We start from the raw sequence: 16,644 nt of genomic DNA on the forward strand, positions 1-16,644 counted from the left end.
ATCTATGCGGACTGGTATAAAAGGTTACTCATCAGCGAAAAGCAGCCGTTAGTAGCGCTTTGCTTTGCGTTATAACAACGAGTGAATTACATTCGATATAGTCTATAAAACAATCAACAAGAAGACCTATATCATGAATAAGCCCTTTATTTCGTTAGCAGTAGCCAGTGCTCTAATGTCATCGTCTTTGAGTGCAACCGCAGCAACGTTAATTCATGCGGGAAAAGCATTTACAGGCACCTCGAAACAACTTCAAGATAACATCACTATCATTGTCGATGGCAATACCATTTCATCTGTGAAGAAGGGGTTTATTCAAGCCCAAGAAGGCGACACGGTTATTGATCTTAAAGACTCAACCGTCATGCCAGGTCTGATGGATATGCATGTGCATTTATCGTCGCAACACGGCGGGCCTCAAACCTATCTAGAACGATTTTCGCTGAATGAAGCTGACTACGCATTACGGGCAGCTAACTATGCTGAAATAACCCTTAACTCAGGTTTTACCACCGTTAGAAATCTTGGCGATGGTCATAATGAAACCGTTGCATTGAGAAACGCAATTACCAAAGGATACGCATCAGGGCCACGCATTTATACTGCGGCCAAATCTATTGCTACAACGGGAGGACACGCCGACCCAAGTAACGGTATGTCGCACTTACTACGGCCTGACGTTGGCCCTAAACAAGGCGTGGCCAATGGCGAAGTAGAAGCCCGTGAGGCAGTAAGAGCCCGTTATCAAGACGGTGCAGACCTTATAAAAATTACCGCAACAGGAGGCGTGCTCAGCGTTGCTAAAAGTGGTCAGAACCCACAGTTTATGACTGACGAGTTAGAAGCTATCGTAGATACCGCGAAAGACTACGGTATGACAGTCGCGGTGCATGCTCACGGAAAAGAGGGGATGAAGCGAGCTATTGAGGCGGGTGTCGATTCCATCGAACACGGCACTTTTATGGATGATGAGATTCGTTCTCTTATGAAAAAGCATGGCACGTACTACGTACCGACGATTTTGGCCGGAAAGTTCGTTGCTGACAAAGCGAAAATAGACGGTTTTTTTCCTGAATTAGTTCGCCCAAAAGCCGCTGCCATTGGCCCTCTTATTCAAAATACTTTCGCTGAAGCACACAAAGCGGGTGTAAAAATTGCTTTTGGTACAGACAGCGGTGTGTCGGCCCATGGTGACAATGCTCAGGAGTTTTCGCTAATGGTAGAAGCGGGTATGAAACCTGCTGATGCATTACTCAGCGCGACCGTTAATAGCGCTAAACTATTGGGTATTAGCGATATTTTAGGGTCGTTAGAGCAAGGCAAGTTAGCTGATATCGTAGCAGTACCGGGCAACCCGCTTGACGACATTACGCTTATGGAAAAGGTGTCTTTTGTAATGAAAGATGGTGTTATTTATAAGCAATAAAGACAATTTAGCAGAAGGGATTACATGGCACTCGGTAAAAAGGTTAAAGACAAAACCAAAAAGCTCATCGACTCTAAACATATGCTTAAAGGTATTACGTTAGCATCATTTTTAGAATCAACCATAGTGCCTATTCCCCTTGAAGCCGTCATGGTTCCCTTGATGCAGGCAAGACGTGAGTCGCTTTGGAAAATCGCACTCATGGCAACGATTGGCTGCGTGATCGGAGCCATTTTTGGCTACGCCCTTGGTTATTACCTGTTTGATATGATTGGACAGTGGTTGATTGACACGTTTTTCAGCCAAGACCAGTTCGAGAATGTAAAACAGAACATGCAAAGCCAAGGCTTTTGGTTCGTTATGACGCTTGGTATTGCCCCTATTCCCTTTCAAGTTGCCATGCTTGCTGCAGGCGCAACCAAGTTTTCGCTCCCTCTGTTTCTTTTAGCTACTGTTATAGCAAGAGCAATACGTTACTTTGGCCTTGCTGTTGTGGTGTATTACGCTGGAGATAAGGCCGAACAGCTCATTAAACGCTATAAAATAAAAGCCGTGATCGCTATCACTCTCGTCGTGCTTCTTTTATGGTGGCTATCTAACTTAATCGCGTAACTACCATCGCGCTTAGGGTCTTTCACCTTGCAATGCTTACCGTTTGATTTACAGCTTCCTTTGAACAGAAATTATTAAGATAGATTTTTTGAACTTTACATTTGATAATGATTCTTATTTGCACTAATGTAATAAAAAACAGGAGGTGCTTTTATGAATACTCAGCGTCTATGTCCAGTCTACAAAAAGTGGCTGCTATTAAACCCTTCAGATGCACGTCAGCATCGCCTTACCATGCAGGCGCAGGCCCAAAAGGCACGTCAGCAGGGCAGGCTGGAACACGCACGAGAGCTCGGTTACCAAACTTTTGAGGCCGCGAAAACCATCCTGTGCGCGCTGCAACCCATTTCGGCTGGCAAAGAGAAGACAGTTCAAGAAGATGTACTCGCATTTGGCACCATGGGTATATATCTGTCGTCTTTACTTACCGAAGCGCAAAGAAAGCGTGAGGCTCATGCTATATTACAAGAGTGTCAGCAGCAGCTAATCGCAATCTTACCTCTTCATGCTACTCGTCCATCCGTCTGCAAACTTATTACAGCAATACAGCAAACCCTCGAGCATGTTTGTTTACCTAACGAGGTAAGTCAGCCTATGTATAAAGCACTTCATTAAGCGAACGATAAAAAGGGGGAAAACAATGACACTAAACCAACATTCAAATGAAGAAGGATTTGTTTCACTGAACGTCAAAGCCTCAGTATTACAAAAAATGTTGAGCGGAGAAGTGTTGCACATGACAGATATCCACTGCACTTGCGCTCGTAGTAAACGAGTTTTACAAAAGCTGTTAATACAAGCGGCGGCGAACAGCCTAGAAAGTTAACGTAAAAGCGGAACACAATTTGATACATCACTTGAAAGTAATTTATTAATTTTGCTAAAAAGTGATGAGAGGGAACTGTGAAAACTTCGTTTAAATGGAAGAAAGTGACAGCTAAAGCGGGCTATAGCGCTAAGACTGTTATGTATGTAATGCTCGGTGTCTTCATCCTGACTTCAGTACTGACCACGCTGAATCGTGAAAAAGCCTCCCAGTCCAATGTGTTTATTACATTGAAGCAGCAGCCCCTTGGCCAGATCTTCTTATGTATTCTTGTGATAGGTCTTGCGTGTTACGCCTTATGGCGCTGGCTTCAAATTTTTATTGAAGACAAATCAGAAGACGACAGTCTTTTTATTCATATCATTAATAAACTTTTCTTTTTTGTATCAGGTGCTTTTTACTTTGCCGCAGCATATGCGGGAGGGAAAACCTTACTCGAAATACAAAGTAGTTCGTCCTCACAAGGCAATAGCAAAGAGGTCAGTGAATACTTACTTCAGTACGAATGGGGATTAATGGTTGTGGCAGCTATTGGTGTATGTATTCTCATTTTCGCGATCGTGCAGTTTAAACACGCTTACACAACCGATTTTCTAGAGAAGTTCTCGTTGTCCTCATTGAGTCAGCGTATAACAAAATGTGTAACGGTAACTGGCAGACTTGGCTATACCGCTAGAGGCGTTGTTTATTCACTGGTAGGAGGCTTTTTTATCCTAGCCGCCTTATTAAGTAACCCATCAGAAGCCGGTGGCCTACAAAAAGCGCTCGAAACCTTGATGAAGCAACCCTTTGGGCCCTATCTTATCGCCGCTGTGGGAGTAGGCTTTATCATGTTTGGCCTTTATTGTGCACTTGAAGCAAAGTATCGAAAAGTAGAGTAAAAAGGCGCTTAGTCGCGCCCTTTCTTGATGACATATTGATATGGCATAGTTTCAGTTTGAGACGCAATGAGCGTATGATCCATAAAGCGGCAAAAGCTAGGAATATCTCTGGCCGTTGAGGGATCGTCAGCCGTGACCGATAAAGTTTCCCCATCGGCCAGCTTTCGAATATTCAGACGCACCATCATTACTGGCTCTGGGCAACGCAATCCTAGCGCATCTAAATGCTGACTAGCCGCGCTAAATGCGCTGTCAAAATCAGATGCCATAGTTTTCACGGTAGGTGTTAATAGCGCTAATCTCGCTATCAAAACCGCCTTTTTCTGCCAGATAAGCTACGACATCGGCAAGGGATACAATAGAGATAACCTGAGTGCCAAAATCGCGCTCGACCTCTTGAATAGCTGACAGTTCGCCATTACCGCGCTCTTGTCTGTCTAGCGCAATCAGCACGCCAGACAAGCTAGCCTGCTGCTGCTCGATTAAGGTCATCGATTCGCGAATAGCTGTACCCGCAGTGATCACGTCATCCACCAGCATAACCTTACCTTCAAGTGGACTTCCCACCAAGTTGCCGCCTTCGCCATGAGTCTTTGCCTCTTTGCGGTTGAAGCAATAAGGCACATCAAGGTCGTGGCTATCTGCCAATGCAACAGCTGTTGTTGTCGCAATTGGAATGCCCTTATAGGCTGGACCAAAAAGTACATCGAACTCAACGCCTGCATCCATTAGCGCGTCAGCGTAAAAACGCCCCAACTTAGCCAAATCGCCACCGCGATTAAACAAACCTGCATTGAAAAAGTACGGGCTTACGCGGCCTGACTTTAAAGTGAATTCGCCAAATTTCAGTACGCCACGCTCAATGGCAAACTCGATAAAATCACGCTGGAACGCTTTCATGATGACCTCTTAATTACTGATTTACGCTAGTGCAGCTTTTTGAATATCGAACAGTTCACGTAACCCGTGCTTACCAATTTTCAGCATCTCGTCAAGCTCTTCAAACGAGAAGGGTTCACCCTCAGCAGTACCTTGAACCTCAATCAGTTTACCCGTTTCAGTCATCACAATATTCATATCAGTTTCGGCTTCTGAGTCTTCGGTGTACTCAAGGTCAGCGATTGGTGTACCTTCGTAAATACCCACTGAAAGGGCGGCTATCATATGTTTAAGCGGGTTAGTTTTGATAATGCCTTTTGCACGCATGTAAGTAAGTGCATCAACAAGAGCTACACACGCACCGGTGATTGACGCTGTGCGCGTACCGCCGTCGGCCTGAATAACGTCGCAGTCTAACGTAATGGTGTTTTCACCCAGAAGTTTTAAATCTACCGCTGCGCGTAGTGAACGCGCAATTAGACGCTGGATCTCTAACGTGCGCCCGCCTTGTTTACCGCGAGCGGCTTCACGACCACTGCGGGTATGGGTAGCACGTGGAAGCATGCTGTACTCAGCTGTAATCCAGCCTTTCCCTTGGCCCTTCATAAAGCGTGGCACACCTTCTTCTACCGTCGCATTACACAACACCTTAGTGTTACCAAACTCTACAAGAACAGAGCCTTCTGCGTGACAAGTGTATTGGCGAGTAATTGTAACAGGGCGAATTTGACTGGCGGTTCTGCCGCTTGGACGCATAGTGTTCTCCACAACGTAAGTGCTTAAAAAAGGGTAGCGTTTTACAGGTTTGATTGGCGATATGTGAATAGAAAGCCCCATTCGCGGTCAAAACCTATAAATTCGATGTAGCTACGAAATTGCGCCTAAGTATAACGCAATACCCGCGGCCGTTAAAAACGAACTTTACATGTTTGCTTATTGAATTACGTAAATGTGCGCTAATATACAAAATACAAGAAAACCTGCTGTAGATATTCACGTATACAACACGACGTTCGGGTTGTTTTTGCAGGCTTTTAGTTAAATTTAAAGGATATTTATGATTTACAGCATGACAGCGTTTGCGCGCGTAGAAACAAAAAAAGAGTGGGGCTCAGCCGTGTGGGAAATACGCTCGGTCAACCAACGCTTTTTAGAAACTTACTTTCGCCTGCCGGAACAGTTTCGCTCATTGGAGCCGGTTTTACGTGAGCGATTCCGTAAAAAGCTAGCTCGAGGTAAGGTGGAATGTGCGCTGCGTTTTACTGCCAACGATGCTGCTGTAACTAAGCTAAGCTTAAACGAAGAGTTGGCTAAGCAAGTGCTTCACGCCGCTGACTGGGTGCAATCCCATGGCCAATCCACGGGGGTTAACCCACTAGACGTTTTGCGCTGGCCGGGGGTAATTGCAGCGGAAGAAGCCGATATGGACACCATCCACGCTGACGTAATGGCCGCGTTCGACCAAGCACTTAACGATTTTATTAGTGCCCGCGCTACCGAAGGGGAAGCCCTTAAAGGTATGATCACGCAGCGCCTAGATGCCATTGAAGTGGAAGCTGAAAAAGTGGCCGCACGTATGCCTGAAATCATGGTGTGGCAGCGAGAAAAAGTGCAAACCCGCTTTGAAGAAGCAAAGGTAGAGCTTGATGCAGGCCGTTTTGAACAAGAAATGATCATGCTTGCGCAAAAAGTAGATGTGGCGGAAGAGTTAGATCGTCTGAATGCTCACGTTAAAGAAACCCGCAATATCCTTCAAAAGGGTGGAGCAGTAGGCCGCCGTCTTGATTTCATGATGCAGGAGTTTAACCGCGAATCGAACACGTTAGGTTCAAAGTCTATCAGCACCGACATCACACAATCGGCGGTTGAACTCAAGGTACTGATTGAGCAGATGCGCGAACAGATCCAGAATATAGAATAATATCCGTTGGAGTCCAAAAGCCTCCGCTAAAGCCCAGACATACTGGGCTTTTTTATTTCTTATGAAACCCCATGGCTTGATGCACCTCAAAGATATTTTTATATATCGCGGCGAACTGATCGAACAGAAAGTTGAAAACCACCAGGCGCTAAAATTTTATTTAGTACCGAGACGCGAGGATCGGTATTCCCTTTCTCGATATCGCGCAATGTTTTATCAGACACTTTAATAAATTTCGCGTACTGTGTTTGGGTCATGCCATAAAGTTGGGTACGAACCTGCTTTACTAGTTCGCCTATGCCGATAATATTGTTTGCAAGATCATCTTCAAGCTGAGCTAAAATTTCTTTTCGTTGTTCGCCCGTCAATCTAACCATCATAGACTCCCATTGCTACTAACTTAGTTTTAGTGTTACTAAAACCAATCGCCGGAAAATTCAATATCTCATCTGGGCAATGCAATCTTTTCAACCTCTCAGGCAAGTCGATTAGTTTTTCTGCCAGTTGCCGCAAAAATAAAATTATTTCATTAGGCTCACAAAAATCTGAAAGCTGCTCTGCAATGATTAAAAAATTAACGTGCCCACCTACTTCGCAACTTCGCCCCCACTTAAATAAACGGGTTATCCCTTCTTCATCGGCTTTCATAGGAGCAAAATCATAGATGGGTGCAAAACAAATATCGCCGTCATATTTTAAAAATGAAATGTTGCGGCCGTGATTGTCTGAGTTACCGAAGACAATATTTAAAAAATCTCTAACAACATATTGCTTAGCAAATTCGTTTTTCGTCATCTGAGTTGCAGAATTTATTCTTCGCCACACCGTCTCCATCACATCAAAATGATCTTGATAGCTGCCAGGCTCGGCATTAATGATTGAATAAATACTTTCCAATCCAATACGACTAGCCACACCACTTTCTATGCGGACGTCAAAGCGAGGTAGCCATAAACTAGCTTGGCCACTTTGTTTATCTTCTAATATTTTTAGCTTTTCAACATCGATGGTGGAAACATTGGTACCCTCCAGAATCTCCGAAAGCGCCTTATAAAAAACGCCCTCAGCTTTTAAGATGTTGTTATCTCGAGCTGAGCGTCTATTTCTAGCAAACTTGGTTAAATAAGGTGTGGCGGTCAACGGCTTACCTGCAAAGTCCCCATCAATGAAAACATTATCATCTTCAAGCATGAGTAGCAGTTTTGGTGCAACACCACCAGCTCCTGTCGCCCCTCTTACTGCGGCGCCTTGTTCATTAGCATACTCTAAAAAGTCATATTGCAATGAAATCACGTTCTCAATTGGAAAACGGCGAGAGTCGATATTAGCTTCTGTCGGTACGGCTTCTTTTATTCTTAAGTTACCAACGGGCGACATATAAGCACTAGTCAACAGTGCGTAATTTTGCTGAAACTCGTCTGAGCGGCTTACATTAAGATAACTAAGCCACCAATCTCGAGACTTACCCACCGGCAAAATATCATCTAACAGAGCTGGCCAATGAGGGTAGTCTTTAGGAACAATGCTAATAGGCGCATTGACGGAGCATGCCCAGCAATCTTTAACCTCATAGCTTGCGACCTTAGCAATATATTCATGCTCATAATACAGCGAACAACTTGCATTGAGCCGCTCATCAGAGAAACACAGAGTAGCAGCATCCCACCATTGACCTTGATTAAATAATTGCAGTGTGACTGTTTGCATCATTTATCCAGTAGTTTATTACCGTTAAATATTAAAAATTAGCATACTTTCGGTAGAAATCTACCGTTTAATTACAAAGAAGCAATCATTTCCAATAACAAACTACCGCTAACTACAAAATGGATTATCATTTTCAGTACTTTTTTGCGTTTTTCCCGATTTAGATAGCACTAAATCCAGATTTCTAGCTGGGTATGGTGCTTATGAAGTGTGCTTGGTAACTCTTTAGTTAGCAGGCGCTTGGCTCACCGTTAACCCACTTTTTGCCGCCAACATCTAACGCTTCTAATAACTCATCTCAGATAATGTGTTAAGAAGGCCTCGTGCGAGGGGAGTTTAGCTACGTGATTATCCACCTGCTGCTTTAATCCTGCCATAAACTGCTTAAGTGACTGTTCGCTCATCTCATCGGCAACACGATGATACTGGCTAGGTGTCATGCCTTGGCCCATTAATACTTGGGTCCAGGAATCAACGCGAAAAATATCTCCGTCATCTAAAAACACGCGGCCAGACTCGGCAAATAAAGCCAATTTATGCTCAAGTGACGGCGGAATCTCCATGCGTTGGCATTGCTGCCAAAAGGGGCTGTCCTCGCGCTGTGTTACCTTGTAATGCATAACAATAAAATCGAGTATGGCCGACATTTCGCTATCAAACTTATTATTGTATTCGTCGATTGCGCTTTGGGTGATGCCATCAAAAGGAAATAGGCGCATTAAGCGTATGAGGCCAGTCATGATTAGATGGATGCTGGTCGACTCTAGTGGCTCAATAAAGCCACTGGATAAGCCTAATGCTACGCAGTTTTTATTCCAACCGCGCCTGCGTTTTCCAGGCGTAAAACGAATGACTCTAGGTTCATTAATTGGTACGCCTGTCACTTGCGATTTAAGTGTATTGATGGCGTCTTCATCGCTCATAAAACGGCTACAAAATACCAACCCATTGCCCATTCGCTCTTGAAGAGGTATCTGCCAGCGCCAGCCCGCCTTATGGGCCACGCTTTTGGTGTATGGCACAGGCGGCGCAGTAAGCTCAGTTTGCATGGCCACCGCACTATCGCAAAATAGATAGTGTCGCCAATCGTCGTAACCGGTGTGAAGGGCTTGTTCAATAAGCAGCCCTTTAAAGCCCGTGCAGTCTATGAAAAAGTCGCCATCTATGACTTCATCGCTTGCTAATCGAAGGGACTGGATGTTGCCTGATTGTGGGCATACTACGACCTCTTCTATATCTCCTTCCTTGTGAGTTACCCCAGCATCACACGCTATAGACTTTAAAAATCGACCGTAAGCAACGGCATCAAAGTGATAGGCAAAGTTAAGCGGCATGGCTTCCGATGTGGCGAACTTGCTCTGCTTAGCGGCAATAAGTTCAGGGCAATAATCACCAAATTCACCTCCAAATCCGTACTCTTTAGCCCTCAGCCAAAAATGGTGAAACTCGCCAGCCCAACACTCTCTTCCGGTAATACCAAAAGAATGGATATAGCTGTGACCTTGTTCACACCAATTTTCAAACTCAATACCCAGTTTGAACGTAGCTTGTGTAGCGCGCATAAATGCTTTTTCGTCGATGCCAAGTAACTTGTGAAATGTTCTTATCGGCGGAATAGTGGCCTCGCCCACACCTACAATACCAATATTTTTCGACTCGACTAACGTAACGTTTATTGACTTACCCAAAAGCCGTGACAACGCCGTGGCCGCCATCCACCCTGCAGTACCGCCACCCGCAATAACAACGTTCTTAACGGGCGTTTGATTTTTACTGCTATCTAAACCCGATACGGTCATAAGAGGTGTCCTTTTTATCTGAAGTATTTTTTATGTCATTACAACTCGAAGCTGAAGCGTGCTCGTTCTTTTCACGTTGAGCATGCGAGGGCACGTATTGTTTTTCGTTGCTGTAGCGCTTTGCAATATCATTGAGCAAAACTCTGTTAGACGGCAATCCCTGCAGATAAGCGTTTTTAGTTTGTTGTAACGTTTCGCGAATGTGAACTGCCTTACGCTTATGCTCTTCATTTAGCCGTAAAGGCGACGTAGATGAAGAGAAGCCCATTCCATACAGTACATACTGGTAGCTAGCAGAGGGGAAAATCTCTTCGTTCTCAATAAGATCTAAGCGTGAAGGGCTTTGATACTTCCACAGTTCAAGCAATTCAGCGAGAGAATCGGGTATAGACGCCTTATCTCTTTGCGCTAACCAATACGGCTCTTCTCTATCGCTTAAAGCATAATGTAGTTTTAGAAAGTCGATAACGCGCTGCCAGCGATATGCAAAGCGCGAGTTGTAGCGCTTACTGGCTATTTCCATGTGTGCTTTGTTTTGCGGAAAAGCCTCACAGAGCATACGTAAGCCAAGTTCGACCATGGCAATAGCTGATGCTTCAAGCGGTTCAACAAACCCCGAAGACATACCTAAGCTCAAACAGTTTTTTACCCAAAACTGTGATCTATAGCCAGGCTCAAAGGAGAGTGTACGAAAAGAAAGCTCTGCATCTTGTGCACTAGGGTAGCGTTCACGAACGTAGTCAATCAGCACCTGTTTTGCTTGCTCTTCATTTGTGAATTGAGAAGAGTAAACTAGGCCAACACCTCGGCGGTGCTGCAACGCTATATCCCACGTCCATCCACAGGTTTGTGCAGTAGCCACTGTGGTACTTTTTATTTCAGCATCTTCGTTTGAATAAGGCACTTGAAGCGCAACGGCGCGATCATTGAGCATTGTGCGCTTAACGGGTATCCAGGGAATAGTAAAGTGTTTATTGATGAGCAGGCCGCTGTGGCCTGAACAGTCAATAAATAGATCGCCAACTATTTTTTTCCCGTCCTTTGTTGATACGCTTTCAATATCTCCGTTTTGATGAGAGTGAACATTGTCAACATGACCAACGACATGGGCGACATTTAACTTGTCTACGCAATGATTTTTTAACAGCTCAGCAAGCTTTGTGGCGTCGAAATGGTAACCGTAATTGAGCACATGGGCGTAGTCCGGCGTAGCAATTTGCTTTGGCGCCTTGCCTGCGGCACACATGGCGGCTTGTAACGAAAACACATCTTCGTACGAGGTGTTTGGTGCGATTGATTTCCAACATGTATAAATATCGAGCTCGTTGTAGCCTGTTGGAACGGTAAATGGATGATAATAGCAGTGCCCGCCTTTACGCCAATTAACAAAGCTTGAGCCTTGCTTGAAAGCGCCATGACACAGCGTTAAGAATTCCGTTTCACTAATACCAATATCAAGAAGGGTATCGCGCAGTGACGGCCAAGAGCCTTCGCCCACACCTAAAGAAGGGATGTTGGGTGACTCTATCAAGGTAACGGTGTGATTCGCGCTTAGTTTTGCGGCAAGTATCCCTGCTGCAAGCCACCCAGCCGTACCACCACCGACAATGACGACCCGATGCATACTGCTATGACTTTCGTTATCACTCATACGTTAAGAACCACGATATGCCCCGCTGCACTTCTACAAACATGTTCAGTCGATTTTCTGGTTACTATTCAAACAGCACTATGACAAAAAAGCCCGCTAAAGCGCAACCCTAAGCGCTATAGCGGGCAAACACACCCCAATTTTTAGAATGTATATCTAGCACTTAGCGCATACCTTGCACCAAACTCATCCAAGTTCCACAGCATTGCGCTGGTGCGTCCATGCCGGCGAATATTTTCTTCAGTAATGTTGATCCCTTCAAAGGCTACCGTTAAATCTTCGGTGACATCGTAGGAGATACTCAAATCAATTTGTGAATAGGCTTCGGTATAGCCCGGCTCATTGATGTACTGAGACGTAGTGTCTAAGAACTTGTCACGCCAGTTGTATGCAATACGAGCTTGCAGCGCATCTTTCTCGTACATGAGTACTAGGTTTGCAGTGTCGCTTAATCCCACTAGCGCGAATTGAGTAATAGAGGGGGCCGCTTCATTGTCAAACCCGATATCACCTTGAACAGACGTGTAGTTCGCTAACACACCAAAACCACTGTCGCCAAAGAAATGTTGCGCAGCTACTTCAAAGCCATAAATGTTGGCAGCTTTGTTGTTAACTGGTTTAGAATTGATAAAAGTTATCAACGGATCGTCGCTGTTCGGTAGAATATCGAATTGCTGCTCAAATTGTTCATCGGTTAATGAGTCATATTCAATACCGTTTTCTATGGCTGCAACCATATTAAACAGAGAGGTATCGTTTACCGGTATTCCACGGGCTTCTAACTCTGCACGCGCAGCTTCTGCGCGAGGGCCATTTGTCACATCTCTTAGGCCGAATACGTTCTCTTCAACTTGTTCATTACCTATGAAGTTCTTAACTCGCTTGTCGTAAAAGCCCACCGACACATAGCTTGTTTCATCAAAATAGTACTCAACAGATAGGTCTAAGTTGTCTGATTCAAATGGAATGAGTAAGGGATTGCCCGAACTTGCAGAAGAAGTTATGGAGCTACCTATAAGTGTAGGGAAACTTTGTGGAGACACGGTCGATGCTGCACTTAAGCGATCGTAAGTAGGTCGCGCAATGGTTTTACTATACGAGAAACGGGTGATTACGTTTTCAACCAACTCAATGTCAAAGTCTAACGCGGGAAGTACATGGTCGTAGCTATTTTTAAACTCAACATCTTCCATTTCACTGCCAAAACGTACGTTAAAGTCGTTGTTACCTTCCCATGCAATAGCACTTGGCAAGCTAATATTTGCAATTGAAGTAACATCGGTATTTTCGTAGCGTACACCGGTCAGAAGGTTATACTCCATTCCGTTTAACTCGCCCGACAAATCTAGCTCGAAGTAGACGGCGGTAATATCTTCTTCAATAGTTCTGTTGGTAGCAAACGGATTGTTAGCAACTAAGTCAAAACCATACTGCTGCGCAGCAAATGCACCAATCTCAGCCACGCTCCCAGTAAAACCTTGAGAAAACATACCATCAGTATTGAAGTCATCAAATTCGTTAGCTAAATCAAGGGGAGTTAGCGAACCTGAAGGTAATTCACCTGGGTTTTCTATTCCCCAATTCCCCATAGTGTGGCGCGTTAGTGACTGAAGCGACGTACTTTCCATAGAGCGCGACTCTATACCGAAGTTAATACTTCCAGTATCCATCGTATAAGACCCATCAAGACGGGCTTGGGTAATTTCAGTATCTTGCGATGAAAAGTTCATATCCAAAATTGACGTGCCTACGTCATCTTGGTCTAACACGCCGTTGCCATTCAAGTTATCCCGCGCTGCATCGTCGAAATCGACAAACATAACAGGGAAATCACCGCTAAAGTCGACGCCTTGCCCTTTAACCACATTTGCACCTAGCCCTAAGTTTGTCCACGTTCCATAAGGGGCATCTGGGCGACCTTCAGCTGACGAGTTATGAAGGTCAAAAACCAGAGTAAAGTCATCATTAACGAAGTACTCTAGGTTTAGGCCAATCGATTTATTTTCGTTTACCTGGTTAAGTTCTTGTAGCGCTAAGCCTAAATCACGAGGAAGCAAATCCCGGCGCTCTTGGGAAATTAATATTGGTGTTTTCACCGCTTCATCATCAAAAGTTAGCTCAGCGAAATACCTGTCGTCCATCCAAATAGACTGTTCAGCACGCGCTTCATAAAGATCTTGTCTCGAATAAGTATAATCAAGCGTAGCCGTCATTTTTTCTGAGGGTGCAAATTGGACCGTTAGCTGGGCATTGGTTCTCTCACGCTCTCGGTCTGCCATGTAATAACGAAGGTCAGAAGGAATAGCAAACAGTTGCCCCATAGCTGGCGCATTATTTAACACAACAGGGTCACCACTGTCTGGGTTCGCTGGATCGGGAGATTGAGGAACAGTTCCATCAAAAGGATTTACTCTCCATTGATTAACGAATGCACCTTGTGCTGCACTGTCGCGCTGCTGGAAAGAGCCCGTAAATGTCACGCCAAAAGTATTATCGTCGTTTAGATAGTTAATGAACCCTGACAGTTCCGGCGTAACATCATCGCCAACACGATTTGTTGTATCGTGCAAGGCTTTAGCACCAACACTAGCAATTATACCGTTGTCCGCTGCATCGAATGGGCGCGCAGTTCGAATGTTAACCGTTGCACCAATACCACCTGTAGCAATACTAGCTCTGCCAGTTTTATACACTTCTACAGCCCGCACACTTTCAGAAGCAAGATCGGAAAAATCGAACGCTCGAGAATTCGGCGTACCGCCGCCTCCAGGTAAAGCTGAGCCGGGCATGGTCCTACCATTTAAAGTGACCATGTTGAAATCAGGTCCAAAACCACGCGCTGTGACTTGACTTCCTTCACCATTATTCCGATTAATTGAAATACCAGTTATGCGCTGTAGTGACTCTGCTAAGTTGGTATCAGGAAATTTACCAATATCTTCTGCTGAGATGGCATCAACAACACCAGCAGAGTCACGCTTGATACCCATCGACTCTTGAACACTACTTCGTATGCCTGATACCTGAATAATTTCTACGTCTTTTTCTGTTTCTTGCGCCGTCGCAGATGACATCACGCCGCTACTCAAAGCGGTCCCGAGTATCAATGACAAACTTGCTGCGATCTTGCTTTTATTTGGTGTTGTTTGTGTCACGGTCTATCTCTCTTTAATAGTGGCTTTTATGTGTGTTGTGAACCTAATGCGCTGCCAGAAAGGGCTTTCCAAAAGAGAAGCTAGAACACCCAGACGTAAGAAAGCGCTTTCCGAACATTAATTCAACAAAATTTTAAGATCAACACATTTTTTACAATTAATTCACAGGAAACAACTATATCGAGAACACCAAACTCCTTCATGAAAATCTTAAAATGATTAAATTCAATACGTTATAAGAAAAATAAAACTCTATTAGATTCCGGTGATAATCATAGAAATATTATCAGCCACTTAATTCCATTAACGTAAAAATGACATAAATATGAGAAAGCGCTTTCTATTTGTTTTTTATTTGTGCTATAAACCGCTTTGTTATTTCAGATTCATTGTACTGCCAGCATCCGTTTAGAATTTGTGCAGTAAGAAAAAGGATATCTACATATGAACAGCATTTCGCTTCCCGCAGGCAGTCCCTTACTCAAAAATTCGTTTCTTTATGGAACTGCCACGTCAAGTTTTCAGATAGAAGGGGATGTCGATAACCGTCTCGAATGTATTTGGGATAGATTTTGTGAACGGCCTTCAGCCATTGCTGATCACTCCAATGGCGATGTCGCCTGTGATCATATTGCTCGCTGGAGAGAAGATTTCGACATTTTGTTAGACTTAAATGTAGACGCTTACCGTTTCTCTATTTCTTGGCCGCGCGTTATCACTCAAGAAGGTGAGCTAAACCCAAAAGGCGTTGCCTTTTATAAAACGCTAGTTGATGCGTTAAAAGAAAAAGGCATTAAGCCATTTGTTACCCTTTATCACTGGGATCTCCCGCAGTACCTGGAAGATAAGGGTGGGTGGCTCTACCGACAAACTGCTTTTGCATTTGAAGACTATGTTGACAAAATAACGCAGGCGTTAGGCGAGTCCGTTTTTTCCTATGCAACGTTCAATGAACCTTTTTGCAGTGCTTATTTAGGGTATGAAATAGGCGTTCACGCCCCGGGCAGAACGGGTAGAAAATACGGAAGAACTGCGGCTCATCACATTTTGCTAGCACACGGCCTTGGGATGAAGGTGCTTAGAAAAAATGTCCCAAATAGCGAAGCCGGTATAGTATTGAATTTTACGCCATGCTACCCCGCCACACAAAAGACAGAAGACCTATTAGCCACCCGCAAAGCAGATGACTATATCAACCAATGGTATATGCAGCCTGTAATGGAGGGAAGCTACCCCAAAGTGTTATTTGATATAGACGAAGCGGATAGGCCACCAATTGAAGCTGGTGATATGGAGACAATCTGTCAGCCCATCGATTTCTTAGGGGTAAATTTCTACACGCGATTACACTATTCTGCGCCCAAAGAGAAAGGCGCATTGTATTTCGAGCATCCTCATCAAGGTCCATTAACCGATATTGGTTGGGAAATCTATCCAAAAGCGCTTTATGATTTACTTACTTCATTAAACGAACGATACACGCTCCCTCCCATTTTTATAACTGAAAATGGTGCTGCAATGGCAGACGAACTAAAAGATGGTCTTGTTAATGATGTTGATCGGGTTGATTACTACAATGCCCATTTAAACATGGTACACAACGCAGTTATTGATGGAGTAGAAGTGAGTGGTTACTTCGCATGGAGCCTACTTGATAACTTCGAGTGGGCGGAAGGTTATGAAAAGCGATTTGGACTAGTTCATGTTGATTTTGAAACGCAAAAGCGTACGCTTAAACTTAGCGCCAATGCTTATAAAGCGCTCATAGCAAGTCGAACATAACAATA

Annotated in this window: 15 protein-coding genes; 7 read left to right on the forward strand and 8 right to left on the reverse strand. The window is 44.3% G+C overall.

The window, feature by feature from the left end:
* The first annotated feature begins 133 nt into the window (after positions 1 to 133).
* The 5 genes from GVO62_RS09135 to GVO62_RS09155 all read left to right on the forward strand — a co-directional run bounded on the left by GVO62_RS09135 (position 134) and on the right by GVO62_RS09155 (position 3,745).
* The gene (locus GVO62_RS09135) at positions 134 to 1,426 is read left to right on the forward strand and encodes a metal-dependent hydrolase family protein (protein WP_159118712.1); all 1,293 of its coding nucleotides are present in this window, start codon (positions 134 to 136) and stop codon (positions 1,424 to 1,426) included.
* Positions 1,427 to 1,450: 24 nt separating this feature from the next.
* The gene (locus tag GVO62_RS09140) at positions 1,451 to 2,038 is read left to right on the forward strand and encodes a YqaA family protein (RefSeq protein WP_159118714.1); all 588 of its coding nucleotides are present in this window, start codon (positions 1,451 to 1,453) and stop codon (positions 2,036 to 2,038) included.
* 153 nt (positions 2,039 to 2,191) lie between these two features.
* Complete coding sequence (locus tag GVO62_RS09145) at positions 2,192 to 2,653, forward strand: hypothetical protein (protein ID WP_159118715.1); 462 nt, start codon at positions 2,192 to 2,194, stop codon at positions 2,651 to 2,653.
* A 25-nt stretch (positions 2,654 to 2,678) separates the two neighbouring features.
* Positions 2,679 to 2,864, forward strand: a complete 186-nt coding sequence (locus GVO62_RS09150) for a hypothetical protein (RefSeq protein WP_159118716.1) — start codon at positions 2,679 to 2,681, stop codon at positions 2,862 to 2,864.
* A gap of 77 nt (positions 2,865 to 2,941) precedes the next feature.
* On the forward strand, positions 2,942 to 3,745 hold the full coding sequence (locus GVO62_RS09155; protein ID WP_159118718.1) for a DUF1206 domain-containing protein: 804 nt from the start codon (positions 2,942 to 2,944) through the stop codon (positions 3,743 to 3,745).
* Between the two features lie 8 nt (positions 3,746 to 3,753).
* Here GVO62_RS09155 and tusA read toward each other — a convergent pair whose 3' ends face one another.
* The 3 genes from tusA to rph are packed head-to-tail and all read right to left on the reverse strand — an operon-like array spanning position 3,754 to position 5,380.
* Positions 3,754 to 4,014 carry a sulfurtransferase TusA gene (tusA, locus tag GVO62_RS09160; RefSeq protein WP_159118720.1) on the reverse strand — a complete coding sequence of 87 codons (261 nt, stop codon included), beginning with the start codon at positions 4,012 to 4,014 and terminating at the stop codon, positions 3,754 to 3,756.
* Positions 4,004 to 4,645: an orotate phosphoribosyltransferase gene (gene pyrE, locus GVO62_RS09165; protein WP_159118722.1), complete on the reverse strand. Its 642-nt coding sequence runs from the start codon at positions 4,643 to 4,645 to the stop codon at positions 4,004 to 4,006. Before pyrE ends, tusA begins: the two co-directional genes overlap by 11 nt.
* Before the next feature lie 21 nt (positions 4,646 to 4,666).
* Positions 4,667 to 5,380, reverse strand: a complete 714-nt coding sequence (gene rph / locus GVO62_RS09170; protein WP_014951432.1) for a ribonuclease PH — start codon at positions 5,378 to 5,380, stop codon at positions 4,667 to 4,669.
* A 301-nt stretch (positions 5,381 to 5,681) separates the two neighbouring features.
* Here rph and GVO62_RS09175 point away from each other — a divergent pair, with 301 nt between their 5' ends.
* Entirely contained in the window at positions 5,682 to 6,545 is an 864-nt protein-coding gene (locus tag GVO62_RS09175) for a YicC/YloC family endoribonuclease (protein WP_156087296.1), read from the forward strand.
* Positions 6,546 to 6,643: 98 nt separating this feature from the next.
* On the opposite strand, the gene GVO62_RS09180 is transcribed toward GVO62_RS09175, so the two are convergent.
* The 5 genes from GVO62_RS09180 to GVO62_RS09200 form a co-directional block, all read right to left on the reverse strand.
* Entirely contained in the window at positions 6,644 to 6,922 is a 279-nt protein-coding gene (locus GVO62_RS09180) for a helix-turn-helix transcriptional regulator (protein WP_131137245.1), read from the reverse strand.
* Positions 6,915 to 8,252, reverse strand: coding sequence for a type II toxin-antitoxin system HipA family toxin (locus tag GVO62_RS09185; RefSeq protein WP_159118724.1), 1,338 nt, complete (start codon positions 8,250 to 8,252; stop codon positions 6,915 to 6,917). Before GVO62_RS09185 ends, GVO62_RS09180 begins: the two co-directional genes overlap by 8 nt.
* A gap of 293 nt (positions 8,253 to 8,545) precedes the next feature.
* Entirely contained in the window at positions 8,546 to 10,051 is a 1,506-nt protein-coding gene (locus GVO62_RS09190; RefSeq protein ID WP_159118726.1) for a tryptophan halogenase family protein, read from the reverse strand.
* A complete protein-coding gene (locus GVO62_RS09195) occupies positions 10,029 to 11,702 on the reverse strand; it encodes a tryptophan halogenase family protein (RefSeq protein WP_159118727.1) in 1,674 nt (557 codons plus the stop codon). Before GVO62_RS09195 ends, GVO62_RS09190 begins: the two co-directional genes overlap by 23 nt.
* A gap of 143 nt (positions 11,703 to 11,845) precedes the next feature.
* Positions 11,846 to 14,776, reverse strand: a complete 2,931-nt coding sequence (locus tag GVO62_RS09200) for a TonB-dependent receptor (RefSeq protein WP_236547116.1) — start codon at positions 14,774 to 14,776, stop codon at positions 11,846 to 11,848.
* A 525-nt stretch (positions 14,777 to 15,301) separates the two neighbouring features.
* On the opposite strand from GVO62_RS09200, the gene GVO62_RS09205 reads away from it, so the two are divergent.
* The gene (locus GVO62_RS09205; protein ID WP_159118731.1) at positions 15,302 to 16,639 is read left to right on the forward strand and encodes a GH1 family beta-glucosidase; all 1,338 of its coding nucleotides are present in this window, start codon (positions 15,302 to 15,304) and stop codon (positions 16,637 to 16,639) included.
* The last annotated feature ends 5 nt before the right edge of the window (positions 16,640 to 16,644 follow it).

Source organism: Alteromonas sp. KUL150 (genome assembly GCF_009811475.1).
GTDB lineage: Bacteria > Pseudomonadota > Gammaproteobacteria > Enterobacterales > Alteromonadaceae > Alteromonas > Alteromonas gracilis.

Coding starts and splice junctions, on each gene's coding strand:
- GVO62_RS09135 (WP_159118712.1), top strand. CDS start 134: ATGAATAAGCCCTTTATTTCGTTAGCAGTAGCCAGTGCTCTAATGTCA.
- GVO62_RS09140 (WP_159118714.1), top strand. CDS start 1,451: ATGGCACTCGGTAAAAAGGTTAAAGACAAAACCAAAAAGCTCATCGAC.
- GVO62_RS09145 (WP_159118715.1), top strand. CDS start 2,192: ATGAATACTCAGCGTCTATGTCCAGTCTACAAAAAGTGGCTGCTATTA.
- GVO62_RS09150 (WP_159118716.1), top strand. CDS start 2,679: ATGACACTAAACCAACATTCAAATGAAGAAGGATTTGTTTCACTGAAC.
- tusA (WP_159118720.1), bottom strand. CDS start 4,014: ATGGCATCTGATTTTGACAGCGCATTTAGCGCGGCTAGTCAGCATTTA.
- pyrE (WP_159118722.1), bottom strand. CDS start 4,645: ATGAAAGCGTTCCAGCGTGATTTTATCGAGTTTGCCATTGAGCGTGGC.
- rph (WP_014951432.1), bottom strand. CDS start 5,380: ATGCGTCCAAGCGGCAGAACCGCCAGTCAAATTCGCCCTGTTACAATT.
- GVO62_RS09175 (WP_156087296.1), top strand. CDS start 5,682: ATGATTTACAGCATGACAGCGTTTGCGCGCGTAGAAACAAAAAAAGAG.
- GVO62_RS09180 (WP_131137245.1), bottom strand. CDS start 6,922: ATGGTTAGATTGACGGGCGAACAACGAAAAGAAATTTTAGCTCAGCTT.
- GVO62_RS09185 (WP_159118724.1), bottom strand. CDS start 8,252: ATGCAAACAGTCACACTGCAATTATTTAATCAAGGTCAATGGTGGGAT.
- GVO62_RS09190 (WP_159118726.1), bottom strand. CDS start 10,051: ATGACCGTATCGGGTTTAGATAGCAGTAAAAATCAAACGCCCGTTAAG.
- GVO62_RS09195 (WP_159118727.1), bottom strand. CDS start 11,702: ATGAGTGATAACGAAAGTCATAGCAGTATGCATCGGGTCGTCATTGTC.
- GVO62_RS09200 (WP_236547116.1), bottom strand. CDS start 14,776: ATGTCATCTGCGACGGCGCAAGAAACAGAAAAAGACGTAGAAATTATT.
- GVO62_RS09205 (WP_159118731.1), top strand. CDS start 15,302: ATGAACAGCATTTCGCTTCCCGCAGGCAGTCCCTTACTCAAAAATTCG.